General features: G+C 45.3%; 24 protein-coding genes. 15 read left to right on the top strand and 9 right to left on the bottom strand.

Annotated elements, in window-relative coordinates:
• Positions 1-112: 112 nt before the first annotated feature.
• The 4 genes from rpoD to rpsU all read right to left on the bottom strand — a co-directional run bounded on the left by rpoD (position 113) and on the right by rpsU (position 4,665).
• The gene (gene rpoD / locus MKS89_RS12520; RefSeq protein WP_072955809.1) at positions 113-2,008 is read right to left on the bottom strand and encodes an RNA polymerase sigma factor RpoD; all 1,896 of its coding nucleotides are present in this window, start codon (positions 2,006-2,008) and stop codon (positions 113-115) included.
• Positions 2,009-2,106: 98 nt separating this feature from the next.
• Complete coding sequence (dnaG, locus tag MKS89_RS12515; protein WP_072955812.1) at positions 2,107-3,873, bottom strand: DNA primase; 1,767 nt, start codon at positions 3,871-3,873, stop codon at positions 2,107-2,109.
• Between the two features lie 107 nt (positions 3,874-3,980).
• Positions 3,981-4,424, bottom strand: coding sequence for a GatB/YqeY domain-containing protein (locus MKS89_RS12510; protein ID WP_072955813.1), 444 nt, complete (start codon positions 4,422-4,424; stop codon positions 3,981-3,983).
• 25 nt (positions 4,425-4,449) lie between these two features.
• Positions 4,450-4,665, bottom strand: coding sequence for a 30S ribosomal protein S21 (gene rpsU / locus MKS89_RS12505; protein ID WP_001145625.1), 216 nt, complete (start codon positions 4,663-4,665; stop codon positions 4,450-4,452).
• 223 nt (positions 4,666-4,888) lie between these two features.
• Between rpsU and tsaD the strand changes: the two genes are divergently transcribed.
• Positions 4,889-5,908: a tRNA (adenosine(37)-N6)-threonylcarbamoyltransferase complex transferase subunit TsaD gene (tsaD, locus tag MKS89_RS12500; RefSeq protein WP_072956427.1), complete on the top strand. Its 1,020-nt coding sequence runs from the start codon at positions 4,889-4,891 to the stop codon at positions 5,906-5,908.
• Between the two features lie 166 nt (positions 5,909-6,074).
• Positions 6,075-6,896 carry an alpha/beta fold hydrolase gene (locus MKS89_RS12495; protein ID WP_072955817.1) on the top strand — a complete coding sequence of 274 codons (822 nt, stop codon included), beginning with the start codon at positions 6,075-6,077 and terminating at the stop codon, positions 6,894-6,896.
• Positions 6,897-6,972: 76 nt separating this feature from the next.
• Here MKS89_RS12495 and plsY read toward each other — a convergent pair whose 3' ends face one another.
• Positions 6,973-7,563, bottom strand: coding sequence for a glycerol-3-phosphate 1-O-acyltransferase PlsY (gene plsY / locus MKS89_RS12490; protein WP_072955819.1), 591 nt, complete (start codon positions 7,561-7,563; stop codon positions 6,973-6,975).
• Between the two features lie 292 nt (positions 7,564-7,855).
• On the opposite strand from plsY, the gene folB reads away from it, so the two are divergent.
• The 11 genes from folB (at position 7,856) to rpoS (ending at position 15,592) form a co-directional block, all read left to right on the top strand.
• Positions 7,856-8,209, top strand: a complete 354-nt coding sequence (gene folB / locus MKS89_RS12485; RefSeq protein ID WP_072955821.1) for a bifunctional dihydroneopterin aldolase/7,8-dihydroneopterin epimerase — start codon at positions 7,856-7,858, stop codon at positions 8,207-8,209.
• The gene (folK, locus tag MKS89_RS12480; RefSeq protein ID WP_072955823.1) at positions 8,206-8,718 is read left to right on the top strand and encodes a 2-amino-4-hydroxy-6-hydroxymethyldihydropteridine diphosphokinase; all 513 of its coding nucleotides are present in this window, start codon (positions 8,206-8,208) and stop codon (positions 8,716-8,718) included. Before folB ends, folK begins: the two co-directional genes overlap by 4 nt.
• 3 nt (positions 8,719-8,721) lie before the next feature.
• Complete coding sequence (locus MKS89_RS12475; RefSeq protein WP_072955826.1) at positions 8,722-9,489, top strand: undecaprenyl-diphosphate phosphatase; 768 nt, start codon at positions 8,722-8,724, stop codon at positions 9,487-9,489.
• 139 nt (positions 9,490-9,628) lie between these two features.
• Positions 9,629-9,910 carry a cell division protein FtsB gene (ftsB, locus tag MKS89_RS12470; RefSeq protein ID WP_072955829.1) on the top strand — a complete coding sequence of 94 codons (282 nt, stop codon included), beginning with the start codon at positions 9,629-9,631 and terminating at the stop codon, positions 9,908-9,910.
• Positions 9,911-10,603: a 2-C-methyl-D-erythritol 4-phosphate cytidylyltransferase gene (gene ispD / locus MKS89_RS12465; RefSeq protein ID WP_072955832.1), complete on the top strand. Its 693-nt coding sequence runs from the start codon at positions 9,911-9,913 to the stop codon at positions 10,601-10,603.
• Between the two features lie 33 nt (positions 10,604-10,636).
• Positions 10,637-11,110: a 2-C-methyl-D-erythritol 2,4-cyclodiphosphate synthase gene (ispF, locus tag MKS89_RS12460; protein WP_072955834.1), complete on the top strand. Its 474-nt coding sequence runs from the start codon at positions 10,637-10,639 to the stop codon at positions 11,108-11,110.
• Between the two features lie 80 nt (positions 11,111-11,190).
• On the top strand, positions 11,191-12,237 hold the full coding sequence (gene truD, locus MKS89_RS12455) for a tRNA pseudouridine(13) synthase TruD (protein ID WP_072955837.1): 1,047 nt from the start codon (positions 11,191-11,193) through the stop codon (positions 12,235-12,237).
• A gap of 3 nt (positions 12,238-12,240) precedes the next feature.
• On the top strand, positions 12,241-12,981 hold the full coding sequence (gene surE / locus MKS89_RS12450) for a 5'/3'-nucleotidase SurE (RefSeq protein ID WP_072955840.1): 741 nt from the start codon (positions 12,241-12,243) through the stop codon (positions 12,979-12,981).
• A 5-nt stretch (positions 12,982-12,986) separates the two neighbouring features.
• Complete coding sequence (locus tag MKS89_RS12445; RefSeq protein WP_072955843.1) at positions 12,987-13,613, top strand: protein-L-isoaspartate(D-aspartate) O-methyltransferase; 627 nt, start codon at positions 12,987-12,989, stop codon at positions 13,611-13,613.
• 2 nt (positions 13,614-13,615) lie between these two features.
• Positions 13,616-14,524 carry a peptidoglycan DD-metalloendopeptidase family protein gene (locus MKS89_RS12440; RefSeq protein WP_072955845.1) on the top strand — a complete coding sequence of 303 codons (909 nt, stop codon included), beginning with the start codon at positions 13,616-13,618 and terminating at the stop codon, positions 14,522-14,524.
• Between the two features lie 81 nt (positions 14,525-14,605).
• Positions 14,606-15,592 carry an RNA polymerase sigma factor RpoS gene (gene rpoS, locus MKS89_RS12435; RefSeq protein ID WP_072955848.1) on the top strand — a complete coding sequence of 329 codons (987 nt, stop codon included), beginning with the start codon at positions 14,606-14,608 and terminating at the stop codon, positions 15,590-15,592.
• 95 nt (positions 15,593-15,687) lie between these two features.
• Here rpoS and MKS89_RS12430 read toward each other — a convergent pair whose 3' ends face one another.
• The gene (locus MKS89_RS12430; RefSeq protein WP_072955850.1) at positions 15,688-16,734 is read right to left on the bottom strand and encodes a pectate lyase; all 1,047 of its coding nucleotides are present in this window, start codon (positions 16,732-16,734) and stop codon (positions 15,688-15,690) included.
• A gap of 469 nt (positions 16,735-17,203) precedes the next feature.
• On the opposite strand from MKS89_RS12430, the gene hpxO reads away from it, so the two are divergent.
• A complete protein-coding gene (gene hpxO / locus MKS89_RS12425; protein WP_072955853.1) occupies positions 17,204-18,358 on the top strand; it encodes an FAD-dependent urate hydroxylase HpxO in 1,155 nt (384 codons plus the stop codon).
• A 68-nt stretch (positions 18,359-18,426) separates the two neighbouring features.
• Here hpxO and MKS89_RS12420 read toward each other — a convergent pair whose 3' ends face one another.
• Entirely contained in the window at positions 18,427-20,484 is a 2,058-nt protein-coding gene (locus MKS89_RS12420) for a sensor histidine kinase (RefSeq protein ID WP_072955855.1), read from the bottom strand.
• 179 nt (positions 20,485-20,663) lie between these two features.
• Here MKS89_RS12420 and MKS89_RS12415 point away from each other — a divergent pair, with 179 nt between their 5' ends.
• The gene (locus tag MKS89_RS12415) at positions 20,664-22,226 is read left to right on the top strand and encodes an HD domain-containing phosphohydrolase (protein WP_072955858.1); all 1,563 of its coding nucleotides are present in this window, start codon (positions 20,664-20,666) and stop codon (positions 22,224-22,226) included.
• Between the two features lie 89 nt (positions 22,227-22,315).
• Here the strand turns inward: MKS89_RS12415 and mutS are convergent, their stop codons facing one another.
• Positions 22,316-24,907 carry a DNA mismatch repair protein MutS gene (mutS, locus tag MKS89_RS12410; protein ID WP_072955861.1) on the bottom strand — a complete coding sequence of 864 codons (2,592 nt, stop codon included), beginning with the start codon at positions 24,905-24,907 and terminating at the stop codon, positions 22,316-22,318.
• A gap of 261 nt (positions 24,908-25,168) precedes the next feature.
• The gene (locus tag MKS89_RS12405; RefSeq protein ID WP_072955863.1) at positions 25,169-26,332 is read right to left on the bottom strand and encodes an oligogalacturonate lyase family protein; all 1,164 of its coding nucleotides are present in this window, start codon (positions 26,330-26,332) and stop codon (positions 25,169-25,171) included.
• Positions 26,333-26,347 lie beyond the last annotated feature (15 nt).

Below are 26,347 nucleotides of genomic sequence, written 5' to 3'. Positions count from 1 at the left end.
ATGCTGTCTAGCCTCAATGGTGACTAAATATGCTTATATTTTATTCACTTAAATCATAGCGCATAAAAAAGGTGAGCATTTGCTCACCTTTTGTTCATTGAATCTGAACAGTCTACTCATCCAAGAAGCTACGCAGCGTTTCTGAACGACTTGGGTGTCGTAATTTGCGTAGTGCTTTGGCTTCGATTTGACGAATCCGTTCACGGGTTACATCAAACTGTTTGCCCACTTCTTCAAGGGTGTGGTCAGTGTTCATGTCGATACCAAAACGCATCCGAAGCACTTTGGCTTCACGAGGCGTCAGGCCAGCCAGAACATCACGTGTCGCAGCTTTTAAGCTGGTCGCGGTTGCTGAGTCAATTGGCAGATCCAGCGTAGTATCTTCAATGAAATCACCCAGATGCGAATCTTCGTCGTCACCGATTGGTGTCTCCATTGAGATTGGCTCTTTGGCGATTTTCAGCACTTTACGGATTTTGTCTTCGGGCATTTGCATCCGTTCTGCCAGTTCTTCCGGTAGTGGCTCACGCCCCATTTCCTGAAGCATTTGACGAGAAATCCGATTCAGCTTGTTGATTGTTTCGATCATATGAACCGGAATACGAATCGTCCGGGCCTGATCGGCAATCGAGCGAGTGATCGCCTGACGGATCCACCATGTTGCGTAAGTCGAGAACTTGTAACCACGACGGTATTCAAATTTATCAACAGCTTTCATCAGACCGATATTCCCTTCCTGAATCAAATCAAGGAATTGTAGGCCTCGGTTGGTGTATTTTTTCGCAATTGAAATTACCAGACGTAAGTTCGCTTCAACCATCTCTTTCTTGGCTCGACGTGCTTTCGCTTCACCGATTGACATGCGACGGCTGATATCTTTAATACGCACAACACTTAAAGACGTTTCTTCTTCAATGGCTTTAAGTTTTTGGATCGAACGGCGGATGTCTTCTTCGCTCTTACGAATCTTGTCAACATAAGGCTTGTCGGATGATAAAATTGTATCCAGCCAGTTTTCGTCAGACTCATTACCGGTAAATGCAGTAATAAACGCTTTTTTCGGCATTTTGGCATGTTCAACCACATGCTTCATGATTAAGCGTTCTTGCGTTTTGACTCGATCCATTGAGCCACGAAGTGTTTCAACCAGATTATCAAACTGTTTTGGCGTCAGACGAAACTCACGGAAGGCATCCAGAACAAGTTCAGATGCTTGTGACGTTTGTTTGTTAGACTCACCGAATTCATTCAGTGCTAACTGGTAATCACGATATTTGTTACGAAGGTTATTGAACTTCTCTTGTGCTAGTTCAGGATCGATACCGACATCGTCGTCACTATCATCGTCATCACTAGTGTTATCACCACTTTCTTCGTCTTCCTCATCCTCATCATCTTTATCCTTTGATGCAAGAGGCATATCTTCGTCTTCCAGATCCGACCCCGTCAGTTCTGAACCGATATGGGTCGCTGTCGGTGATGTTGTTTCATCAGCATCTGGATCGACAAAGCCTGAAATCAAATCGGTGAGTCTTAACTCTTCAGTTTCAACTCTGTCGAATTGTTCAAGGATATAAGGGATGGTTCCCGGATATTCGGCAACAGCGCTTTGAACTTGGTTAATCCCTTCTTCAATGCGCTTTGCAATATCGATTTCACCTTCACGAGTGAGAAGCTCGACAGTTCCCATTTCACGCATATACATACGGACTGGGTCTGTCGTACGGCCAATTTCACTTTCAACACTGGAGAGAGCTGCTGCGGCTGCTTCTGCAACATCTTCATCCGTAATGTTCGTATCATCATTCAGTGCCAGATCATCAGCATCAGGTGCAGTTTCGACTACCTTGATACCCATGTCGTTAATCATCTGAATAATGTCTTCTACCTGCTCAGAATCTACAATTTCTGCAGGGAGGTGGTCATTGACTTCAGCGTAGGTCAGATAGCCTTGTTCTTTGCCCTTGAGGACAAGTGATTTAAGCTGTGACTGCGGATTTTGATCCATAGACGGTATCCAACTTCATTTCTAGTGGCGGAATTAGTATGCAGAATGCAAACCACGTATTCTAACAAATTAATCATTTGTTGGCTATAAATAAGGGATTACGCTTTTAAATCTAGCATCAATGCTAGTAGTTCCCTTTTCTCGTCAGCTGATAAACCAACGCTTCTCTCTTTTGCCTGCAGATTTTCAATTTGTTTTTCAACACACTGGGTAATGATCTTATCCAGTGAGTCTAAAAATATTTCTTCTTGATTGTCTTCTACGAGTGGGATATCCCAGCTAGCAAGACGTGATAGAAGAGGTTCATTTCGATGGCCTCGCCAGTTTTCAAGTAGCTGACCTGTTGTTACATTGGGGTAATTTCGACATTTTTCAAGGACCTCAATAAATAAGCTCAAGCCGGGAATATCAAGTGTCGCGATACTTGAAAGATCCGGTATTCTATCAGCATAGCTCGGATTTTGCAGAAGCAAAGCGATAACTTCTCTCATTGGTGTACGCTTCATTTCCGCTTGTGGGCGAATCGCCGGTGTGTGTTCCGAAACTTGCTTTTTATTCAATGCCGATTGAATCGCATTTGCGCTGAGGCCGGTGCGCAATGACAATTCTTCCCATAGGTAAATTTTTAGCGCCTCGTCCTGAACCTGATTGATTAAAGGTTCGGCCAGATGGATGACTCGAAAACGGCCTTCCCGACTACTGTTATCTACCACACGCGACATTAATCCCTGAAACAGGAAATCAGAGAAAGACATCGATTGTTGAACTTGATGTTCGAATGCTTCTGTACCTCGTTGGCGGATGTATGAGTCCGGATCTTCTTTGTCCGGCAAGAACATAAATTTCAGGGTTTTATTACCACTGAGTAGGGAGAGCGCATTCTCTAATGCTCGCCACGCAGCTTGTCGTCCTGCATTATCGCCATCATAGCAACAGATGACAGCATTGGTTTGTCGAAAAAGTACCTGTAGATGGTCGTTGGTTGTGGATGTCCCCAAAGACGCAACCGCATAGTCAACACCATACTGAGCCAGTGCCACGACATCCATGTAACCTTCAGTTACCAGAATTTGTGGGGGCTCACGATGCGCCTGAAGGACTTCGTATAAACCATATAACTCTTTTCCTTTGTGGAAAATATCGGTTTCCGGTGAATTGAGATATTTGGGTGTTCCGTCCCCGAGAACTCGACCGCCGAAGCCAATCACACGTCCACGGCGATCCCGGATGGGAAACATCACCCGACCACGAAAACGGTCATAGCGACGCCCGTTGTCATTCTCAACCAGCATTCCTGCCGCGGTGAGCATCTGTTCTGATTCTGGCGTGCGGGAGAAATTTTTATGGATCAGATCCCATTCATCAGCGACATAGCCGATACCGAATTTTTGGACGATATCTTTAGATAGCCCGCGATTTTTTAAATAATCGATTGCCACCTTGCTGCTTGGATGTCTGAGTTGATGGCGATAAAACTGCGCAATCTGTTCCATTAAATCATACAAGGTGCGTTTTTGTTCTTTACGCGCCTGTGATTTTTGGGCATCGAACGGGGTTGTGCCTTGTTCTCTCGGGACTTCTAATCCAAGTGAGCCTGCAAGTTCTTCAATGGCTTCGACGAACTCTAAACGTTCGTATTCCATCATGAAGTCGATGGCATTCCCATGCACACCACAGCCGAAGCAATGATAAAATTGTTTGTCTTGACTGACACTGAAGGACGGGGTTTTTTCATTGTGAAAAGGGCAGCAGGCGCTGTAGTTCTTTCCCTTTTTTTTAAGTTTGACGCGAGCGTCGATAACATCGACGATATCCAGTCGAGCGAGTAAATCATTGATGAAATTTCGAGGAATATACCCAGCCATGAGACCTGATAGCTAATGTTACTGTGGATAGCTAATTTACATGTTAGCGTGTATACAAACAAGCCGTGCCATATAGAATAGCACGGCTTGATGTTTAGAGGAGTGGGTTAAGTGAGTTTGCTTTTAACTAAGCCGCTGACTTTTCCCATATCTGCACGCCCTTGAATTTGCGGTCTCAATACAGCCATGACGTTACCCATATCCTGCATGCTTTGAGCACTAGAAACGGTAATTGCGTCATCAATGAGTTGTAGCACTTCATCATCAGTTAATGGTTGAGGCATAAATTCCCCAAGCACTGTGATTTCGTTGCTTTCCGCATCTGCCAGGTCTTGTCGTCCCGCAGATTCATATTGTGCGACAGAATCGCGACGTTGTTTAACCATTTTTGTCAGAACGGCAACGATATCATCGTCGGTTAGCGTAATCCGCTCATCGACTTCACGTTGTTTGATTGCTGACATGGCTAAACGAATAGTGCCAAGGCGAATTTTGTCCTTGGCTTTCATCGCAAGTTTTTGCTCTTCTTTGAGCTTGTCAATCAGAGCCATAACTCATTCCTTTCCGAAGGAGCTATTAGTACAAGCGAACGCGACGAGCGTTTTCGCGAGCGAGCTTCTTAGCGTGACGCTTTTGAGCCGCTGCTTTAGCGCGTTTGCGAACAGTGGTTGGTTTTTCATAGTGCTCACGACGACGCACTTCAGAAAGAATACCTGCTTTTTCACAAGAGCGCTTGAAACGACGCAGAGCGACGTCGAACGGTTCGTTTTCACGTACTTTAACTACTGGCATATGCCTTTCACCTCAGGGGATATTCGTTAACGCTGGTCTCGTTCAGTCGGAATATATCCGGTACTTACCAGCACAATCAAAAATGGTGCGGAATTTTAATCCGAATGGAAAGGCTTTGTAAAGTATTTTATGGATGAATCGCCGGACAAAATTTGTCTGTCCCGTGAAGGCAAGGTAACATGGCGTCAATTTTGATGTCGAGATGGAATTTTTCCGGAAAATTATGCGTGTATTAGGTATTGAAACCTCTTGTGATGAGACGGGGATTGCGATTTACGATGATGAACAAGGCTTATTGGCTCATCAATTATATAGTCAGATAAAACTTCATGCTGATTATGGTGGCGTTGTCCCGGAACTTGCTTCAAGGGATCACGTCAAGAAAACAATTCCTCTGATTCAAGCTGCAATGGCAGAGGCTGATTGTCGCCCGGAAGATATTGATGGGGTGGCTTACACTGCCGGCCCGGGGTTAGTCGGTGCTTTGTTGGTTGGTGCCACGATCGGGCGTAGTCTCGCTTATGCCTGGAATGTACCGGCAGTACCGGTTCATCATATGGAAGGACATTTACTGGCACCGATGTTGGAAGAAAATCCGCCTGAGTTTCCTTTTGTTGCCGTGTTGGTTTCGGGTGGACATACCATGATTGTCGAAGTCCAAGGGATTGGTGCGTATCAGATCCTCGGTGAGTCGATTGATGATGCCGCCGGAGAAGCATTCGATAAGACGGCGAAGTTAATGGGACTGGATTATCCGGGAGGACCATTATTGGCTCGTCTAGCTGAAAAAGGCACTCAGGGTCGATTTCGTTTTCCTCGTCCGATGACTGACCGGCCCGGGCTGGATATGAGTTTTTCCGGCTTAAAAACGTTTGCTGCCAATACGATTGCCGCACATGGTGATGATGAACAGACGCGTGCCGATATTGCCTATGCTTTTCAGGAAGCCGTGTGTGATACCTTGATGATCAAATGCCGTCGGGCACTGGAACAAACCGGATTAAAACGGATCGTCATTGCCGGTGGGGTGAGTGCCAATCAACGGTTGAGAGCCGATTTAGCGCAATTGGCTCAGAAAGTCGGTGGTGCGGTCTATTATCCGCGGACTGAATTCTGTACCGATAATGGTGCCATGATCGCTTATGCCGGTATGCAACGCTTCAAAAATGGTGAAGTATCCGGCCTTGCTGTGCAGGCGACGCCCCGCTGGCCAATTGATCAGCTTCAGGCCGTTCATTCCTGAACGTTATTCTCAATAACAGCAGCCTAAATATTACGCTCAACCCGTTTTCCTTGCTGGATTCGACTGAATAGAGCTAACTTGGGCTGTTTTTCTGTCAGTGCTTATACAATCATCGAGCATTAAACAATAACAATAGTATGAATCACTCTAGAAGGTCATCCAACGAATGAAATCATTTACAGTGAACGGCAAAACGATGCGTTATCAGGATATCGGTACTGGCGAGGTGCTACTGTTCGGCCATAGTTACCTTTGGCATAGCCAAATGTGGCAACCACAAATTGCTGCGTTGCGCCAGAATTATCGGTGTATCGTTCCCGATTTATGGTCGCATGGTCAATCTGATGCAGCCCCTGACGACATGCATTCGCTAAAAGATTATGCCGGGCATATGTTGGCACTTATGGAGCATCTTGCGATTGAGTCATTCTCAATCATTGGATTGTCTGTCGGTGGCATGTGGGGAACTGAGTTGGCATTGATCGCACCAGAGCGAGTGAATGCGCTGGTTTTGATGGATACGTTTATCGGGCTTGAGCCTGAAGTGATGCATGCCAAATATTTTGCAATGATCGATGCGGCAATTGCAACGCAGTCTTTCCCTGAGCCAATGATTTCACAAGTCGTATCGATGTTTTTCTCTGACCACGCTTTACGGCAAACGGCTGAACCCGATTTTGTTACGGCGTTTCGAACGTTCTTGCTGGAAACCTCGGGTCCACAGATTGCGGATATAGGGCGAATCGGCAAGATGGTGTTTGATCGTCGGGATCTGATGGATGACATTGATGATCTGAATCTGCCTGTGCTGATCATGGTGGGAGAGCAGGATAAGCCTCGGCCGGTGTTAGAGTCTCATCTGATGCTGGATGCTATCGCGGGGAGTCGACTGGTTGTGATTCCTCAAGCGGGTCATATCAGTAATCTGGAGCAACCCGAGTTTGTCACACAAGCGTTGCAAGATTTCTTTGAGTCACTTGCGCCTTAAATCTCAACGCCTTCCTCAATCAATCTGATCAATCGCAAAAGGCCACTGTCTTTGTACATTGGCCTTGATTATCAGATCAGTTTTTTTCACCGACTTTGGGCTCTGTGCCATTGAGCAGACGTTTCATATTTTCTTGATGTCGGAAAACAATCAGACAACATAGCATCGCGACAGGCAGGGTGTAGTTGGGCTTGATCATCCAAGTGTATAGGGGTGTGAGTAACACGGCGATTAATGCTGCCAGCGAAGAATATCGGGTGATCAGCAAGGTTGTCAGCCATGTCACCATGACTACCGCCGTTAAGTCGAGCCCGATCGGTGCGATTGCACCTAATGCTGTCGCGACGCCTTTTCCTCCTCGGAAATGGAAGAAAATCGGATAAATATGCCCTAAACAAGCGGCAATAGCGATCACGCCAAGCAGGAAGGGGGTTACACCCAAAAAGTAGCTTCCCCAGACAGGTATTGTGCCTTTCAGCATATCGCATAACAGCACAATAGCGGCTGCTTTTTTGCCGCCGATCCTTAGAACATTTGTTGCGCCCGGATTATGAGAGCCTGACTCTCTGGGATCGGGAAGCCGGAATAGACGACACACGAGCACCGCACTTGAAATCGAGCCAAGCAGGTAAGCTGAAATAATGATCAGTAGTATCAATGGCGTCATTTGGGCCCTGAGTTGTGTGCAAGTTTAACTGTATGATTCGATCTATAAAAATCTATATTAATTTCGCATATTGAAATCATTTAAGTATATGATAATCACTATACCTAAGTCATCCTAAGGAGGCTTGGGTATATGCCAAAATGATCTTAAAATATAGGTTTAAACAGAATTATTTGTTGTATATCTGATGACGCTCTCTTTCTGAGCGTCTTTGAGCTCATGTTTGGTGATAATACAGGATGATTTTTTATCTCAATTCGATATTTGGGATAGAAGAGTGGTGAGATAATTGATGGATAAAGTATTTATAGAGCAGTTAGTTGTTGTCACAACGATCGGTGTTTACGATTGGGAACAGCAGATCAAGCAGAAGCTCGTTTTCGATATTGAAATGGCGCATGATAATCGCCCGGCAGGTCAGAGTGATAATGTCACTGATGCATTGGATTATGCTCAGGTGAGCCAACAAATCATTCAATATGTTGAAAATGGAAGATTTTTACTCATAGAACGTGTCGCTGAAGAGGTTGCTCATTTGATCATGTCGACTTTTGCTGTGCCTTGGCTCAGGATTCGTCTGACGAAACCGGGAGCGGTGCCTCAGGCGGCTGGCGTCGGTGTGGTGATTGAAAGGGGCCAGCTATGACGTTGGTTTATGTCGGTGTCGGTTCCAATATCGACCGACATAAGCATGTCGAAGCCGCTGTTAGTGAACTGAAAAAATTGGGAGATCAACTTCGTCTTTCAACGGTTTATGAATCTCCGTCACAAGGGTTTCAGAGTGGAGCATTTTTCAATTTAGTGATTGAAATGCATACTGATCTTTCACTGGCAGCTTTTACCGGAATGCTTAAGGATATCGAGCTGAACTGGGGGCGACAATCCGATGCCCAAAAATATCAGGATCGAACGTTGGATCTGGATATTATCTTATTTGGTAATGTTGTCAGTGCTGAAGCGCCGCAGTTGCCTCGTCAAGATATTTATCACTATCCGTTTGTGATTCAGCCGCTTTTTGAACTGTGCCCTGAGCTTTTATTGCCGGGCGATGGACGAAGTGTTCGACAAATTTGGCTTGAGGCTGACAATCTGGAAGTTTTGAAGCCTGTAGAATCCTGGTTCACTGAAACTGATTTTTCCCAATGTAAAGAGTAAAGAATGGATTTAATTCAAAGTGTTATACTTGGACTGGTTGAAGGTATCACCGAATTTTTACCAATCTCATCAACCGGACATTTAATTATTGTCAGCGATTGGCTTGGTCTCTCTCAAACAGAGAGTAATAAAGCTTTTGAAGTCATTATTCAGCTTTCCGCTATTTTAGCTGTGCTGACGAATTATAAAGAGCGATTCCATCCTCGATATTTTGCATTATGGATGAAAGTATGCATCGCATTCTTACCCATCGCAGCCATTGGTTTCTTGTTCCAAGATCAAGTAAAAGCGCTGTTTAACATTCAGGTTGTCCCGATCATGTTCATTATCGGGGGGATTATTTTTCTGATTGTAGAGCGCTTCTTGAAAAATCATGCTCCGACGGCTGAAACATTGGATCAAATTACCTATCGACAAGCGATTTGGATCGGGATTGCTCAGGTGTTTGCTTTGGTGCCGGGAACCAGCCGGGCCGGTTCAACCATCGTCGGTGCTTTACTCGTGGGCGTCAGCCGTAAAGCGAGTGCTGAATTTTCATTTCTGTTGGCTTTGCCTGTGATGCTCGCTGCGAGTGGTTTGGATTTATTGAAAAATTATCAGGATTTTCAAGGTGAAAGTGCGTTACCTCTGATTGTTGGTTTTATCACGTCTTATATCTCTGCTTGGGTTGTCATGAAGCTGTTTCTCGCTTTTCTGAACCGCTTTACATTCAATGCTTTCGGTATTTATCGTATCGTGTTCGGTGGCTTTTTACTGTATTGGGCTTATTAATCTTGGTGAACCGTCGTATTGTGAGATCTACCGGTCAGCAAGTCGGTCCTGAACGGACTTATAATATAAGGGGGAAGTTCTTTTCAGTCATTTTTGATAAACTTCCCCGAAATCCTATTTGAAATCACAAGTGAGCGTCATGCGAGTATTTGCTTTAACACTGACTCTATTTTTAATCGTGCTCCAATATTCTCTGTGGTTTGGCAAAAATGGCATTTCCGATTTTCATCGTGTCTCTGATGAAATCAAAACTCAGCGTTCGGTGAATGTGAATTTACAAAAACGAAATAAAGAAATGTATGCAGAAATAGATGACTTAAGTCAGGGGCTGGATGCCGTTGAAGAAAGAGCAAGGCATGAGCTTGGCATGGTAAAAGAAGGTGAAACATTTTACCGTGTGATTAATGAGGATCGCCCCTAAATGGTACAGGAACTCATTTCAGTGGTTATTCCAGCGGCTGGTGTCGGCCGTCGGATGTTAACCGATAAGCCGAAACAATATTTGACGATTCACGGCAAAACCATTCTGGAACACACCGTCGAAAAGTTGCGAGGCCACCCACAGGTTGGCAAAGTCGTGATTGCCGTCAGTGATGATGATCCTTATTTCAGTCAGTTATCCCTCGCCTCTGATCCTGAGATTATTCGGGTTGCCGGTGGTCAGGAACGTTCAGACTCTGTTTTTGCAGCACTTGATTATGTGGTAAAGCATCACCCGACAACATGGGTAATGGTGCATGATGCGGCGCGTCCATGTGTTCGTTTGAGTGATATTGATCGCTTGATCGAAGCCGTCATATCACATGATGTTGGCGGAATATTGGCAACACCGGTTCGGGATACGATGAAGCGTTCAAATTCCGGTCAAGATATTATCGCTACCGTAGAGCGAGAGAACCTCTGGCACGCATTGACCCCCCAAATGTTCCGAACTGCTGAATTGCATCGGGCTTTATCCCGGGTGATTAATCAGCATATAGCGGTGACAGATGAAGCTTCGGTGATGGAATGGCATGGTGACAAGCCACGTATTGTTTTGGGCCGTGCCGATAATATTAAAGTGACACAACCCGAAGATTTAGCACTGGCTGAGTTTTATCTCGGCCGAGAATAATACCCTACAGAATTAAAGCAGTAAGGAATGGTTATGTTTAGAATTGGTCATGGGTTTGATGTTCATAAGTTTGGCGGTGAAGGCCCCGTCATCATTGGCGGTATCTCGATTCCTTATGAACAGGGGCTATTGGCTCATTCCGATGGCGACGTTGCTTTGCACGCATTAACCGATGCATTACTGGGCGCCATTGCTGCCGGAGATATCGGACGCCATTTCCCCGATACGGATGAACAGTGGAAAGGCGCCGATAGCCGAGCGCTGCTGCGGAGTGTTTATCAGAAAGTGATTGCGCATGGCTACCGATTGGGCAATGCAGATATTACGATTATTGCGCAGGCGCCGAAAATGGCACCTTATATTGACCAGATGCGAGCTTTGATTGCTGAGGATTTGGCAACCGATATCAGCCATGTCAATGTGAAAGCGACGACGACAGAACGATTGGGGTTTACCGGACGTAAGGAAGGAATCGCCTGTGAAGCTGTTGTGTTATTGATGAAGTAATTCACTGATTTTAGTCGTGAGTTTAGTTGTAAATAACCCCGTGAGGGGGATGGCTTGACCATCATAACGAGGATATCCGAATGGATGATGTTTTAGCCAATCTGGCCTATTTATATGGAAAACCAGTTGCAAAGGCAAAAATCAAAGTAAAACCAGAACATTTTATTGTCACGGAAGATCTCGGGTTTCCATTGGATGGATTGGGTGAGCACCTGATGGTTCGCATTCGCAAGACCGGAGAAAATACCAGCTTTGTCGCCAATGAGTTAGCCAAAGCATGTGGTGTGAAGTCGAAAGATGTGAGTTGGGCGGGTTTAAAAGATCGCCATGCTGTCACCGAACAATGGTTGAGCGTTCACTTACCAAAAGGGGATACCCCGGACTTTTCTGCTTTTCAAGCGCGCTACCCTCACATTGAAATCCTTGAAACGACTCGCCATCAGCGCAAATTGAGACCGGGAGATCTACGAGGAAATCATTTTCAGATTACGTTAACAGAAGTCACCGACATCGCAGATGTTGAGCAACGGTTGAACATCATTCGTGAACAGGCCGTGCCGAACTATTTTGGTGCTCAACGTTTTGGTCATCAGGGCAATAATTTAAATGAGGCTCGGCGATGGGGACGGGAGAATGTCCGCACTCGCAACCAGAATAAGCGTAGTCTCTATCTGTCTACAGCTCGCTCTTGGATTTTTAACCAGATCGTTTCTGAACGGATTGCAAAGGATTGTTTTCATCATTTGATTGATGGAGACATCGTGCTTCAAGGCAATGAACAGATCCTCGTTGAAGGTGATGATATGCTCGTTCAGTGGCAATCATCAGTTGTGCAGCGCCAAGCTGGCATTTCAGCGGCACTGGCCGGAGACAATGCGCTGCCGACCCGTCATGAAGCTCTCGCTTTAGAACAGAGATTTGTTGATGATGAACCAGACTTGATGAAATTGATTCGGGGGAACCGAATGAAGCATGAAAGGCGTAATATTGCTCTCAAACCTCAGCAACTGGATTGGAAGCTGGGAAAAAATGAGGTTATATTGGATTTTTCGCTTGATGCGGGATGCTTTGCGACTTCTTTATTACGAGAGCTAGTCGAAGAAATACCTGTGGAAAGGGAGTTCTGATTGATGAAAATTTTGTTGAGCAATGATGATGGTGTCTATGCTCGGGGAATTAATACTTTAGCTGAAGCATTGTCTGATTTGGCTGAAGTTGTGGTTGTGGCTCCGGATCGAAATCGCTCCGGGGCTTCTAACTCTTTGACACTGGAGCAACCCCTGCGTATTCAGCAAATCGCACCGGCGGTTTACTCTGTCCAAGGAACACCAACGGACTGTGTTCACTACGCTTTGAATGAATTAATGAAAGATGCTTTACCTGATTTGGTTTTGAGCGGTATTAATCACGGTGCGAATTTAGGCGATGATGTGTTTTATTCAGGGACAGTTGCCGCAGCAATGGAAGGACATTTTTTAGGAGTTCAATCCATTGCATTTTCTCTGGTGGGTGAGACTCATTTTGACACCGCTGCTCATATTGCCCGCCAGATTGTCAAACAGCACTTGCATTCTCCAATCCCGACTAATCGACTGATGAATGTCAATATCCCTGATCTGCCGTTGGAACGTATTAACGGCATGAAAGTGACTCGTTTGGGAGCGCGACATCATGCGGAGAGTATGATTCGGCAAAAAGATCCGCGAGGACATGATATTTACTGGTTGGGACCGCCGGGTAAAGAACAGGATGCCGGGGAAGGCACTGATTTTTACACCGTTGATCATGGCTTTGTATCGCTCTCGCCATTACGAGTGGATCTGACCGCCCATGAGTCGATCAATGCAGTGACAGATTGGTTAGAAAGGTAGTAGACATGTCAAATTCACTCGCTGATAAGTTGATCGACTTTCTTGTCAGAAACGGCATTGAAGATTTACGTGTTCTGGACACGATGCGTGAACTACCGAGAGAGAATTTCGTTTCACAGGCCATGGTTCATCAGGCGTATGAAAATAACGCATTACCAATCGGGTTGGGGCAGACAATTTCTCAGCCTTATATTGTTGCCAAGATGACCCAACTGCTCGCACTGACACCGACAAGCCGGGTATTGGAAGTCGGAACCGGCTCTGGGTATCAGACTGCAGTATTGGCTCGTCTAGTTGAGCATGTGTGTTCGATTGAGCGAATTAAAACGTTGCAATGGGAAGCAAAGCGTCGTCTGAGACAACTGGATATTTACAACGTATCCATGAAACATGGCGATGGCTGGCAGGGATGGCGCACCAAGGCACCTTTTGATGCCATCATTGTGACAGCTGCTGCTTCTGAAATACCTCAGGCGTTGTTGGATCAGTTGGCTGACGGGGGACGATTAGTGATTCCTGTTGGTAGCGATGAGCAGCAGCTCCTGAGAATAACCCGGAATCATGAGTCGTTTCATTCAGAAATTATTGAAATGGTCCGGTTCGTTCCTTTAGTTGCAGGTGATTTAGCCTAACAATGAGAAGCAGCATCAGACTTTTAATTTTGGCAGTTTTATCAACATATCTGATCGGATGTGCCGCGATATCACCCGCGCCGGTGTCTGACGTAAAGAAGGCTTCACGGGGAAGTTACCGTGGGAGTTACTATCAAGTTAAAAAAGGAGATACACTTTACTTTATTGCTTACCTGACCGACAGAAATGTAGAAGATTTGATCAGTTATAATCATCTCTCCCCCCCTTATATTATCTATCCCGGTCAAAAAATACACTTGTGGAAACCCGCTTATACGCCACCTTCTTACGGGAAGTCTCAGTCCGTTGCCACGGGAAAAAATGGGATAGGGATCAAAGGTTCTGATGCCGTGTTAACTAACGTCTCATTAAAAGATTCTAAGAATAAGCAAATCTCTAATAATTTAGAGAATAAATATGACAAAGTTAAAAAACCGCCAGGTAAAAGTATTGAATCTTCACAATCAAAGGGGTATGGTGAATCCAAAGGTAAAGAAAATGTTAATTCTGATTTACTAACTACTAATTTAGCACATGCCACAAAAATTGATAGGTGGCTATGGCCAACAAAAGGGAGGATTATTCGGCAATTTTCGGCTATTGATCAAGGAAATAAAGGGATTGATATTGCGGGACAGCGAGGTCAGTCCATCGTATCTTCGGCAGCAGGAACCGTGGTTTATTCGGGCAATGCTTTAAGAGGTTACGGAAATCTTGTGATTATCAAGCATAATGATAAATATCTTAGCGCGTACGCGCACAATGATCGGTTGCTAGTGAGTGAGGGACAAAGTGTAAAAGCTGGTCAGAAAATCGCGACAATGGGAAGTTCCGGTACCAGCAGTGTTCGTTTACATTTTGAAATCCGCTATCAGGGTAAGCCAGTGAATCCAAAACGCTACTTACCATAAGTATTTGAATTGATAAGCGTAAGCACCATATAGCGACATTAAAAGTAGTAGTGTCTTGCTAGCTCGCCAGGGGGAGGCATCATGAGTAAAAGCAATTCAGTAACTAAGGTCGATCAATTTGATTTTGATTCAGGAGCGTTTGATCTCAATACATTGGACAACGAGGTCAGTTCTGACGCTACATCCGTTGAAACTCGAGAAGATTATGAAGTAACTTCCAAGAGCTTAGACGCAACTCAACTCTATTTAGGCGAAATCGGTTTTTCACCTTTGTTAACCGCAGAGGAAGAAATCCTGTACGCTCGTCGGGCTCTTCGGGGAGATGAGGCCGCTCGTAAGCGAATGATTGAGAGTAATCTACGTCTCGTTGTTAAAATATCGCGCCGATATAGTAACCGTGGTCTGGCTTTGCTGGATCTAATCGAAGAAGGTAACCTCGGGTTGATTCGGGCCGTTGAAAAGTTTGATCCAGAAAGAGGATTTCGTTTTTCTACGTATGCAACCTGGTGGATCAGACAAACGATTGAACGGGCGTTGATGAATCAAACCAGAACGATTCGTTTACCTATCCACGTTGTCAAAGAACTCAATATTTATTTGCGGACAGCACGTGAGCTATCACAGAAGTTAGACCATGAACCAACAGCGGAAGACATTGCGTTTGAGCTGGATAAATCGGTTGATGATGTCAGTAAGATGCTTCGTCTGAACGAACGTATTAGTTCTGTTGATACACCTATTGGTGGTGATGGTGATAAAGCATTGTTGGATATCATTCCTGATGCCAAACACTATGACCCAGAATATTCGACAGAAGATGATGATATCAAATCTTCACTCTTACATTGGTTAGATGAACTAAATCCGAAACAGAAAGAAGTGTTGGCAAGACGCTTTGGTTTACTCGGGTATGAACCATCCACTTTAGAAGAAGTTGGGAAAGAGATTAATCTAACCCGTGAGCGAGTTCGCCAAATCCAAGTCGAAGGCCTGCGTCGTTTAAGAGAAATTCTACTGAAACAAGGCTTGAATATGGAATCTTTGTTCGATGTAGAGAGTGAAGAATAAGACGTCATTTATTATCTAAAAATTAGTAACCGATCATTTTAAGTGAAACCCCGTTTGTACGGGGTTTCTGTTTTCATTCTTCAGTTCAATATGGATTACAGCTTTCGAACATCTGAATGGGATACATTACAGGCACTGGTATTCCATTTTTCACCGATTTTTCTCGATTCACCCTGACCTTTCTGAATGCCGACATACTCGACACAGACTTTGGGTTTGCCGGTTTTGTAGTTCTTGATTTTCAGGTTTCTGATGGTCGCTGAATCTCTATAGTTGCCGTTGATACCGGCAATTGAACCGATTTTAGCATCCACCTTAACGCCATTGATTGAGAGATATCTGGGCCCACCATTGTTAGTGCAATTTCCGCAAGAACGATATAGTTTCCCGTGTTGGCCGGTGAGGGTAAAGTTGCCGCGGATTTCGGTGGTACTATTTTTCGAGTTGTGCTGGAACACCTTATCAGGTTTACCTCCCGGGCCATTGGTACTGTTATAGGCAACCCCTCCGATAATGGTCATTCTCTTGCCGTTGTTGGTGGCTGCATCTTCACAGATATCTTCCCAAATGACATTTTGTAAGGTGCAGTTTCCGGATTCACAATGAATACCATCGGCACCACCATTTCGGGAAATGCGGACATTCTTTACCGTTGCGTTGTGTAAGGTAAGCACGGCTTTTTGACCTTCTGCATCCCCGTTACAACTTAATCCGATAGTCTTACCCCCGCAGTCAACTGTTTTGTTGCTAATCACGGCGCCAGCGTAGCACTCAGATGATCTGGCAGCCGCTAGACTGGTGGTTAAATAATTTGCTTCGCTGCTGTTTGTACTGGAATCATTGGAAATAAAGGTGTGATCCTGATCGTCTACTGCCTTGATTTGGTAGTAATAATCGGTATAGCCATCTGCTGTTGTATCTTCAAACGTTCTTTCATCCGGGGTCAGAACCGCAATTCTTTCTCCTTCGTCTGACAATGTGGATTTTCGGTAAACTTCTTGACGAACGATACTATCCTGATCGGATGACCAGCTCAGGATGGTTTGTGCATCTTGCTGATATAACATGAGTGTCAAGTCACTCGCCATTGCAAACTGACATGACAGTAATGAAAGTAAAGCCACTGTTGTTCGATGAATCATTATATGTTCCCTTCTTGGTTTTTATATGGACAGGATATCGATTCTTATCATAAACACGCTGAGCAAATAAAACGCTCGTTTATACTATTAACACTTGGTATTAAAAAATACAAAACAATGTTTTAATTATTAAAACAGCGATCATCTTATTATGAAATTCTCATTTCTGTTACTTGCAATGTTGCTGCATGTCGTAGCGTTATCGATATATGAAATAAATTGTGGCGTTGATGATGTCGCTGTTTGGGTGATGGCCTACAGACGGGGAACGAGTCGTGAGTATGCACCAAACTAAAACGTTTATTCCGTCACTTGCACAGATTTGAATCACAGTGCAAATTGCGGCAAATACTCTATTATTTTTATATTTAAAAACAATTAATTATGTCCTATTAGTGCCAAGGTCGCCGTGGAATAAATAATGCTTATCATCTATTGCTTAGCACAATAATAAGGATAAGGTGAAGTTATGAAAGCGCTTATTATCGGGGCTGGAATCGGTGGCATGTCTGCCGCCGCTGCACTGAAAAAAAATGGAATCACATGTGAAATCTATGAAGCGGTCAGAGAGATTAAACCGGTAGGAGCGGCTATTTCGGTATGGTCTAACGGGGTGAAATGTATGACACATCTTGGTATGGGCCATATCATGGATAAGCTGGGTGGGGCGATGAACTATATGTCTTATCAGGATGGATTCTCCGGTACCACCATGACTCGCTTCAGTTTGATGCCGCTGATTGATGCGGTCGGCACAAGACCTTGTCCGGTTTCCCGTGCTGATTTGCAAGCCAGTATGCTTGATTGGTGGGGACGTGAGCAAATTCATTTTGATAAGCGGGTTGAGCGGGTTGAACAAACCGCCGAAGGTGTGACGGCTTGGTTTACCGATGGCTCTGTTGCCGAAGGCGATTTCATGATTGCTGCGGACGGCACACACTCGGTAGTTCGTGCCGAGGTTTTAGGGCACTCGGTTGAACGAAGATATGCCGGTTATGTCAACTGGAATGGGTTGGTTGAGATCGATACGGCCATTGCACCAGCGGATCAATGGACGACTTTTGTCGCCGAGGGAAAGCGGGTTTCGGTGATGCCGATTGCGGACAACCGATTTTATTTCTTTTTCGATGTGCCTTTGCCGAAAGGATTACCGGAAGATCGGACGACGCTGAAAGCCGATTTGCATCGTTACTTTCGGGATTGGTCGCCTCAGGTTCAGACGTTGATTGAGCAGATCAATCCTGAAACAACCAACCGAATTGAGATCCATGACATTGAGCCTTTTGAACAATTGGTTAACGGTCGGATCGCATTACTGGGCGATGCCGGGCATAGTACCACGCCGGATATTGGTCAGGGGGGATGTGCAGCGATGGAAGATGCGGTCGTTTTAGGACTATCTTTTTCACAGCATCATGATATTGAAACAGCGTTACTTCATTACCAAAACGAACGATTAGAGCGGGTGAGGGATCTGGTTTTAAAAGCAAGAAAACGGTGTGATCTGACTCATGGCAAACAGATGGAGCAGACGTTGGCTTGGTATCAATCATTAAAAACCGAAACGGGACTGCATATTATCGAGGGGCTCAAAGAAACAATTGTTGCCGGGCCGCTGGGATGAAAGCCGTCGATGTGCCTGTCTGAATGGCGGGTATTATCGTGAGTCACTCGATATATGATGTGGATACACTATGCGGATTGCTCGACTGTGTGAGATGACACCGGCTGATCCGGTAATGTGATAATGAATGTGCTCCCCTGACCGAATTGACTTTCACAGTGTATTTTCCCGTGCAGAATATCTGTGACAATATTATGCGCAATACTGAGTCCTAAGCCACTGCCGCCATGACCGCGTTTGGTGGTAAAAAACGGTTCAAAGAGTCTGGGCAAATCTTGGGGAGGGATACCCGTGCCGTTATCCGTGACGATGATTAAATTTTTTCCTTGTGATTTTTGGGCTGAAATCGTTACTTCCCCGTTGATCGTGTCGGATTGATCGCGATCAGGTGAATAGAATGCGTGAATGAGGCTATTGGTGATCAGAATGGTTAACACTTGCGCCAGTGCGCCGGGGCAGGTGACCAAGTGAAGATCCTGCTCAATGTTGATAGAGAGGCGATGCGGTGTTTTCTTAAAGTTGGGTTGCATGGTTGCGACGATCTTCGAGAGATATTCTTGCACGGAAATGCTCCGATAGTCCGGGTTCGATTGATCAACGGCAATTTCTTTAAAATTAGAGATGAGCTTTGAAGCGTGCTTTAACTGTGAACACATTAAGCCAGTGGCTTGACTGGCGTCTTCGACAAAACCTTCTAGTTCATCCCGGGTCAATTTGTTTGATAGCACTTTGGTATGAACTTCCTGAACCTCCTCATGGAGGTGAGTGGTTCCGGTAATGGCAATGCCTAGTGGTGTATTGATCTCATGCGCAACGCCTGCGACCAACCCCCCCAGTGCTGCCATTTTTTCAGACTCCACAAGTTCACGCTGAGTCCGCTTGAGATCTTCAAGTGTTTCTTGTATTTCTTGATTGGCTCGTTGTAGATCAGCCGTTCTGGCTGCAACTCGCTGTTCCAGTGTTTCATTCAGTTCTTGCAGCGCAACAGTTCTTTCGGCAACTTTATCTTCCAGTTCGTTATTGGTGGTGAGCAGGTTTTCGGCCAGGTTATTAAAACTGTGAGCGAGTTCATTGAGCTCTTTTGCCTGAGTCGGGCTGACTTTCGCTCTCAACTGATGTTCTCCGAGACGAATTCTGCGACTATCGGCGGCAAGTTTGATAATCGGTGATGAAATTGCTCTCCCCAGTGCCAGGCCAATGATGATCGCGATGATACCCAGCACACAGGCAGCCATCACCAGTAAATATTGATAATGTTTCATCGGCTGCATCATTTCGTGGTGATCCACCTTTACGATAATCGTCCAGTTCAGCTCTGGTAAATAACGAGCCACAGCAGTCACATTTGTATTTCGATAATCACGCGACTGAATGATGTCTTGGGTATGATATTCAATCGCTTGAACGAGTGCATCATCGTTTACGAGAGCAAAAGAGGCTGTATCTGCAGGTTTTGTTAAATGTTGAGGGTAACGGAGTGGCGTAATATAGACGAATTGACCGGCTTGATTCTTGGTGAAGAGAATCGTCTCTCCGGATACGCCCATTCCCGTATAGCTTTGAGTGCTGTTCAGTAATTCATCGGCTGCTAGTGTTACCACCATCACACCGATTTGTTTACCTTGAAGGCGCATGGGCGCTTCGATGTGAATATACAGTCCCCCATTCAAATCGCGAGTGATGCTTTTTAATACAATATCAGTTGAACTGTTGTCGGTCAGTGTAAGTGTGGCCGCTACTTTGTTGGCTTGATTTGGTGCTGTTTGGATGATGGTTTCACCACTGACTGTTTTCAGTTGAATAAACTTCACTTTTGTAACGGAGCTGATGGCATCTTGGATGATACTGCCCATTTTTTTTAATGATTGTTGATTTGGATTGAGCAAATAATCATTGAGACTGAGGCGTAGTTGCGTTCTGCTGGCGATCAATGCAACCCGATCTTTCCAAGCGTGAATGAGATTATGGAGTCGGTCTTGTTGGTTTGTTGCAACTGCATTTAAGAGTTTATTCACCGATTGATTCAACAGGTTTGCACCTGCTTGATTTGAGATGTAGCCAAATGCTCCCATACACAGAAAAACCAGAAATAAGCAAAAAATTGTAATTCGATAATAGATAGACATGTGCTATCTCCAATGATTACTACTGAGAGTGATAAGAGTCTAGTTGCTTTTTATTCATATATGTAAAAGTTTATTCATATACTAAAATTGATTGGTAAAGTAGTGAAAATCAAGTTCACACATGGTGAATGGATAAATAAAAACAGTCAGGTTCAGCTGGGATCAGAGAGGGGAAGGAAATGTCAGAGCAGGATATGCTATTTGATGAGTCAGGAAATCTTAGTCAATCATCTCAAATTAACACCTGTAAAGACGAACCTTCGAGGTGGAAAATACTGATTGTCGATGATGAAGACGGCATGCACACAATCACGAAACTGGCTTTGAATCGAACTCAATTCGACGGCAAAGGGCTCATATTTTTCAGTGCATATAATGTGGCTCAGGCAAAAGAGATTCTGTCATCTGAAAATGATATCGCGGTGGTCCTATTGGATGTGGTGATGGAAACGGAAGAAGCGGGTTTGGAGGTGGCTGAATATATTCGTGATGTGCAAGGCAATCATCTGGTCCGGATTATTTTGCGTACTGGTCAGCCGGGAACCGTTCCGGAAAAAGATATTATTGAACAATATGATATTAATGATTATCGGGAGAAGACCGAACTGACCAAACGTAAACTTCATTCGACGGTTTATACGGCAATACGTTCCTACCGTGATATATCTGCTTTGGAGAATCATAAGCTTGGTTTGGAAAAAGTCATCGGTGCGACAGCCAATATCCTCAAACACAAATCAATGGATAGTTTTGCTCAGGATGTCTTGGAGCAAGTCTCATCGTTGCTGTATATGAAAGATGGCACAATGCTGTCTGAAATCGAAGGGGGATTGGCTGAAAAAAATATCGATGATATACATGTATTGGCTCAGATTGGGGATATCTCCACACAAGCGTTCAAAGCGTCAATCTCTCAGGAAAATTTCAATGTTGCTCGGGATAGTGACCAAGCACTTCATTATCAAGAAGACAATATTTACCATATTTCTAATATCAACGGTGTGGAAACCATCCTGAATATTACCGGCAAGCATCAGTTTAAAAATGTTGATATGAATCTGATTGCTATGTTCTGTAATAACATGGCTATCGCTTTGGACAACTTACGGCTCAATGATAGCTTGAGGAATACTCAGAAAGAGATTGTTTATGCGATTTGTGGCTTGGCTGAAAGCCGCTCTAAAGAAACAGGTAACCATGTTCGTCGTGTTGCTTATTATTCCCGACTCATGGCCGAAGAGCTTGGTTTGAGTCCGGCTCAGTGTGAAGAGATATTCTATGCCGCCCCCCTCCATGATATCGGCAAAATTAGCATCCCTGATTATATTTTGAATAAGCCGGGCAAATTAAATGATGAAGAACGAACACTAATGAAAAAGCATACCACCGTGGGAGAGAATTGTTTGAAAGGCTCGCATCAGCCGGTCATGCAAGCCGGGGCCATTATTGCCAGTCAGCATCATGAATGCTGGAATGGTCTCGGCTATCCGCGAGGTCTATCCGGCACGGATATTCATATTTATGGTCGTATTGTTGCGTTGGCGGATGTCTTTGATGCATTGGCAAGTCGGCGTTGTTATAAAGAACCATGGGGTGAAAAAGAGATCGTCACTTATATCCATAAACATTCGGGTGAGACGTTTGATCCACAATTGGTAGATATTTTTGAGCGCCGACAAGCGGACTTTTTCCGGATTCTTCAGGAATATGACGATAGTCAGTCGTACATGCCTACAGTATAACGAATCGATGAGAAGATAAGATTGAAAAGCGCAGCTCAATGGCTGCGCTTAATTTTTAAGATGACGGTTGATTCAAGGTAACGGTTGATTTAGAGATAACGCTTCAGTAGATAGAGTTGTTCGAGCGCCTGTCTCGGTGTGAGGCTATCAGGGTCGAGTTCTGCGAGTTGTTTCTCGACTTCGGATGGCTCCGGCATCAAGCTCAGTTGATTGGCGACATCAACCACAGGCGATTGTCCTGTCCGCTTTCCATCCAACTGGTGGTTTTGCTCCAACTGAGATAGCTTCATTCGCGCATTTTTGATCACCGCTTTCGGCACACCGGCCAGTCCGGCGACGGCTAATCCGTAAGATTTACTGGCTGCCCCCTCCTGAACTGCGTGCATAAATGCAATGCTATCGCCATGTTCGACAGCATCGAGGTGGACATTGGCGAGATGCGGCAGTAATTCAGGGAGTTCGGTTAATTCGAAATAATGTGTGGCGAACAGTGTCAGTGCGCCTATCTCCGTTGCCAGCCACTCGGCACTTGCCCATGCCAGAGAAAGACCATCGTAGGTACTGGTGCCGCGCCCGATTTCATCCATCAACACCAAACTATATTGGGTGGCATTGTGTAAAATATTAGCTGTTTCCGTCATCTCAACCATAAAGGTTGAACGGCCCGAAGCCAGATCATCCGATGCACCAATTCGGGTGAAGATGCGATCAATGAGGCCGATTTTGGCGGATTCCGCAGGGACATAGCAACCAATATGTGCCATCAATGCAATCAGCGCTGTCTGGCGCATATAGGTTGATTTACCGCCCATATTCGGACCGGTAATAATCAGCATTTTCCGTTGAGGATGTAGTGCTACCGGGTTGGCAATAAAGGGGTCTTGCATCACCTGTTCGACAACCGGATGACGACCTGACTGAATATGAATCCCTGCTTCTGTGGTAAGCTCCGGACGACAGTAATCTAGCGTATCCGCCCGTTCCGCTAGGTTTTGTAGTACATCAAGTTGCGATATGGCAGCAGAGAGTTCTTGAAGTTGCGCCAGGTAAGGCAATAATTGATCAAATAATGCTTCCCAGAGCTGCTTCTCCAGAGACAGTGCTTTTGATTTTGAATTCAGCACCTTATCTTCATGTTCTTTGAGTTCCGGAATGATGTAGCGTTCTGCATTTTTCAGCGTCTGACGGCGCACATAGTAAGGCGGTACCAGATGACTCTGTCCCCGGCTCACCTGAATATAAAATCCATGGACATTATTATAACCGACTTTCAGCGTATCGATGCCATGACGTTCTCGCTCGTCATGTTCCAGTTGTGCCAAATATTCGGTTGCACCATCGGCCAAATTACGCCATTCATCCAGTTCCGCGTGATAGCCCGTGGCAATCACACCACCGTCGCGGATCACCACGGGAGGATTTTCTACTATTGCTTGTTCTAGTAAGGTTGCGATCGACTCAATCGGTTGACAATATTGGGCCAGTTGCTGCAAGTGTGGATGTGTCAGTGATGAGAGGCTTGTCTGCAACGTCGGTAACTGATGCAGGGCGTGACGCAGACGAGCCAGATCTCGGGGACGAGCTGAACGAATGGCTAAGCGAGCCAAAATCCGTTCGATATCACCAATTTGTTTCAATATCGGCTGTACGTCGCTGAAAGCGCCTTGTTCTTTGAGTTCACCGATGGCATCAAGCCGATGATTAAGCACTTCAATCTGACGCGTCGGTTGATGCAACCAACGTTTGAGCATTCGGCTTCCCATCGGGGTCGCACAGTGATCAAGCACTTCGGCCAACGTGTGTTCCGTTCCTCCGGAAAGATTTTGGGTCAGTTCCAGATTACGCCGGGTGGCGGCATCCATAATCACGGTCGTGTCTTGGCGATCATAGATCAGGGCGCGAATATGAGGGAGCGCAGTTCTTTGCGTATCTTTGGCATACTGAATCAGACAGCCCGCGGCACACAATCCTTTCTCGGCCGTCTCGACCCCGAAGCCCACTAAATCTTTGGTGCCGAACTGTTGGTTTAACTGTTGTTTGGCGGTGTCCAGTTCAAATTCCCATACCGGGCGACGGCGGTTTCCTTTCCGGTTTCCCATGAGGTGAACGGCCTGAAAATCCTCAGGAAAGAGCAGTTCTTTCGGTGCAGTTCTTTGTAATTCTGCCGCCATCGACTCTTCACTATCCAGCTCACAGAGCTGAAAACGACCTGAAGTCATATCAAGTGTGGCATAGCCGAACTGTTGACCTTGTTGGTAAATGGCAGCAATCAGGTTATCGAGTCGTTCCGGCAACAGGGCTTCGTCAGTGATGGTTCCCGGTGTCACGATACGGACAACTTTACGCTCTACCGGACCTTTACTGGTGGCGGGGTCTCCGATTTGCTCGCAAATTGCAACCGATTCACCGAGCTGAACCAGCTTGGCTAAATAACCTTCAACGGCATGGAAAGGAACACCGGCCATCGGAATGGGCTCTCCTGCGGATGCGCCCCGTTTGGTCAGTGAAATATCAAGCAATTGAGAAGCGCGTTTCGCATCATCATAAAATAGCTCGTAAAAGTCCCCCATACGATAAAACAGCAAAATATCAGGATTTTCGGCCTTGAGCTTCAGATACTGTTGCATCATGGGCGTATGTTTACTTTCTGGTGCTTTATTTGAGGTGGGATTATCGATCATTTTTTATATTTCAATGCCAATTAGGTCGTGATAAAACGGCTCACCGCAAGACTTGATTCTGTTGAATGTGCTGGTGGCCCGAATGATGAGTGCTTTGCACCCGAAATAATCATATGCGAGTGTTGAGCAGTGGGGGAAAAGAATAGCAAACCTGCAATGAAGAGCGCAACAAACGCTTCGAATTGGGGGAAGTGAAACATTTGAGCGCTCTGATTGTATTGGGCAAGAGAGGTATGACACCTCGCTATGAAACAGTGAATGTTATTTTAGTTCGCTGGGTAGATCAGCAATATAGACTGCCGGCACACCTTCAAAGTCACTGGTAAACAACACCCCATGATCATTGGGTGTAAATGACGGGTGGGGATGAGTGATTTGGCGATCACCATCGAGCACTTGCCAAGAAGTACTGTGTTTTGCTAATCGGGCGAACGTTTTCTTGCGTGTATTGAGAACATAGAGAAAAGGATCATTCTCGATGTTGTAGCTATCGGTATCGTTCACATCTGGTGGTGTATCACATCCGTCACCGACCATCAGTGAGCCATCAAAGTTACTCATCAAGTGAGAACACGGCGGCATTTCCATCACAACCTCATTGACTAACGTTTGGGGATCGACACGACAAATGACCCGTTCGGTTTGCCCTTTTAGGTACGACACGTACGCCATCGCGCTGCCGTCCGGGATCCAGAACTCATGAGTACAGGATTCTCCCGGCGCATGAGATTTGACTTTGCGGACATGATTGCCGTCCCCGTCCACCAGCCACATTCTGGCATCGACAAGATCATGAGGCCCTTCATGGCAGAACCCGATGGTTTGATCATCAAACGGGCGATAGATCGGATGACCCAGCCAGGCATCTTCTTGGTGAATGACGTTGACATCACCTGTCGCAATATCGACTTGAATCAGGCGGCAGGTCGGATTGGTATGATAAAACTCAGCAAATTTCTCCCATGAGGTGAGCGGTTGCCAGCTATTTTTATGAATTTCGATGCCCACCAGTTTGGTACAGTCTGAATTTGCCACCCATGTACCGTAACCTTTCCATGCCTCATCTACAGCGTAAATCAGCGTTTCTTCGAGGGTCTCGAAATCAACTTTCATTAAGTTGCGTTCATTTTTGACATAGAAGAAGCTCTGCTCATCGGATGAAATAAATCCGCCGAAGGTGTTATCGCCGCTGCCTTCTGTCAGTTGTGTTGCTTGTTGGGTGGTGAGATCGAGCAAATAGTAATTCCGAGTGGTGTTGAAATCTCCGGCAAATAACAATTTCTGCCCGTCTTGGGTAAAGCATTTCTGATAAAAATAGTTGCGATGGCATATCACATTCTTGGGGGTCAGTCGTGTCACCTTGACTTGCGTATCTGAATCGATGAAGCTTTCAAAATCAAGGTTGATTACATCACCTTTGGCCATGAATGTTCTCCTGTT

It is taken from the genome of Vibrio gazogenes (genome assembly GCF_023920225.1).
Lineage (GTDB): Bacteria > Pseudomonadota > Gammaproteobacteria > Enterobacterales > Vibrionaceae > Vibrio > Vibrio gazogenes.
Note: the sequence above shows the minus strand (reverse complement) of the source record. Positions and strands in the feature narration are given on the sequence as shown.

What these genes read in the sequence shown, in the direction of transcription:
- rpoD (WP_072955809.1), bottom strand. Translation starts at nt 2,008, where the DNA reads ATGGATCAAAATCCGCAGTCACAGCTTAAATCACTTGTCCTCAAGGGC.
- dnaG (WP_072955812.1), bottom strand. Translation starts at nt 3,873, where the DNA reads ATGGCTGGGTATATTCCTCGAAATTTCATCAATGATTTACTCGCTCGA.
- MKS89_RS12510 (WP_072955813.1), bottom strand. Translation starts at nt 4,424, where the DNA reads ATGGCTCTGATTGACAAGCTCAAAGAAGAGCAAAAACTTGCGATGAAA.
- rpsU (WP_001145625.1), bottom strand. Translation starts at nt 4,665, where the DNA reads ATGCCAGTAGTTAAAGTACGTGAAAACGAACCGTTCGACGTCGCTCTG.
- tsaD (WP_072956427.1), top strand. Translation starts at nt 4,889, where the DNA reads ATGCGTGTATTAGGTATTGAAACCTCTTGTGATGAGACGGGGATTGCG.
- MKS89_RS12495 (WP_072955817.1), top strand. Translation starts at nt 6,075, where the DNA reads ATGAAATCATTTACAGTGAACGGCAAAACGATGCGTTATCAGGATATC.
- plsY (WP_072955819.1), bottom strand. Translation starts at nt 7,563, where the DNA reads ATGACGCCATTGATACTACTGATCATTATTTCAGCTTACCTGCTTGGC.
- folB (WP_072955821.1), top strand. Translation starts at nt 7,856, where the DNA reads ATGGATAAAGTATTTATAGAGCAGTTAGTTGTTGTCACAACGATCGGT.
- folK (WP_072955823.1), top strand. Translation starts at nt 8,206, where the DNA reads ATGACGTTGGTTTATGTCGGTGTCGGTTCCAATATCGACCGACATAAG.
- MKS89_RS12475 (WP_072955826.1), top strand. Translation starts at nt 8,722, where the DNA reads ATGGATTTAATTCAAAGTGTTATACTTGGACTGGTTGAAGGTATCACC.
- ftsB (WP_072955829.1), top strand. Translation starts at nt 9,629, where the DNA reads ATGCGAGTATTTGCTTTAACACTGACTCTATTTTTAATCGTGCTCCAA.
- ispD (WP_072955832.1), top strand. Translation starts at nt 9,911, where the DNA reads ATGGTACAGGAACTCATTTCAGTGGTTATTCCAGCGGCTGGTGTCGGC.
- ispF (WP_072955834.1), top strand. Translation starts at nt 10,637, where the DNA reads ATGTTTAGAATTGGTCATGGGTTTGATGTTCATAAGTTTGGCGGTGAA.
- truD (WP_072955837.1), top strand. Translation starts at nt 11,191, where the DNA reads ATGGATGATGTTTTAGCCAATCTGGCCTATTTATATGGAAAACCAGTT.
- surE (WP_072955840.1), top strand. Translation starts at nt 12,241, where the DNA reads ATGAAAATTTTGTTGAGCAATGATGATGGTGTCTATGCTCGGGGAATT.
- MKS89_RS12445 (WP_072955843.1), top strand. Translation starts at nt 12,987, where the DNA reads ATGTCAAATTCACTCGCTGATAAGTTGATCGACTTTCTTGTCAGAAAC.
- MKS89_RS12440 (WP_072955845.1), top strand. Translation starts at nt 13,616, where the DNA reads ATGAGAAGCAGCATCAGACTTTTAATTTTGGCAGTTTTATCAACATAT.
- rpoS (WP_072955848.1), top strand. Translation starts at nt 14,606, where the DNA reads ATGAGTAAAAGCAATTCAGTAACTAAGGTCGATCAATTTGATTTTGAT.
- MKS89_RS12430 (WP_072955850.1), bottom strand. Translation starts at nt 16,734, where the DNA reads ATGATTCATCGAACAACAGTGGCTTTACTTTCATTACTGTCATGTCAG.
- hpxO (WP_072955853.1), top strand. Translation starts at nt 17,204, where the DNA reads ATGAAAGCGCTTATTATCGGGGCTGGAATCGGTGGCATGTCTGCCGCC.
- MKS89_RS12420 (WP_072955855.1), bottom strand. Translation starts at nt 20,484, where the DNA reads ATGTCTATCTATTATCGAATTACAATTTTTTGCTTATTTCTGGTTTTT.
- MKS89_RS12415 (WP_072955858.1), top strand. Translation starts at nt 20,664, where the DNA reads ATGTCAGAGCAGGATATGCTATTTGATGAGTCAGGAAATCTTAGTCAA.
- mutS (WP_072955861.1), bottom strand. Translation starts at nt 24,907, where the DNA reads ATGATCGATAATCCCACCTCAAATAAAGCACCAGAAAGTAAACATACG.
- MKS89_RS12405 (WP_072955863.1), bottom strand. Translation starts at nt 26,332, where the DNA reads ATGGCCAAAGGTGATGTAATCAACCTTGATTTTGAAAGCTTCATCGAT.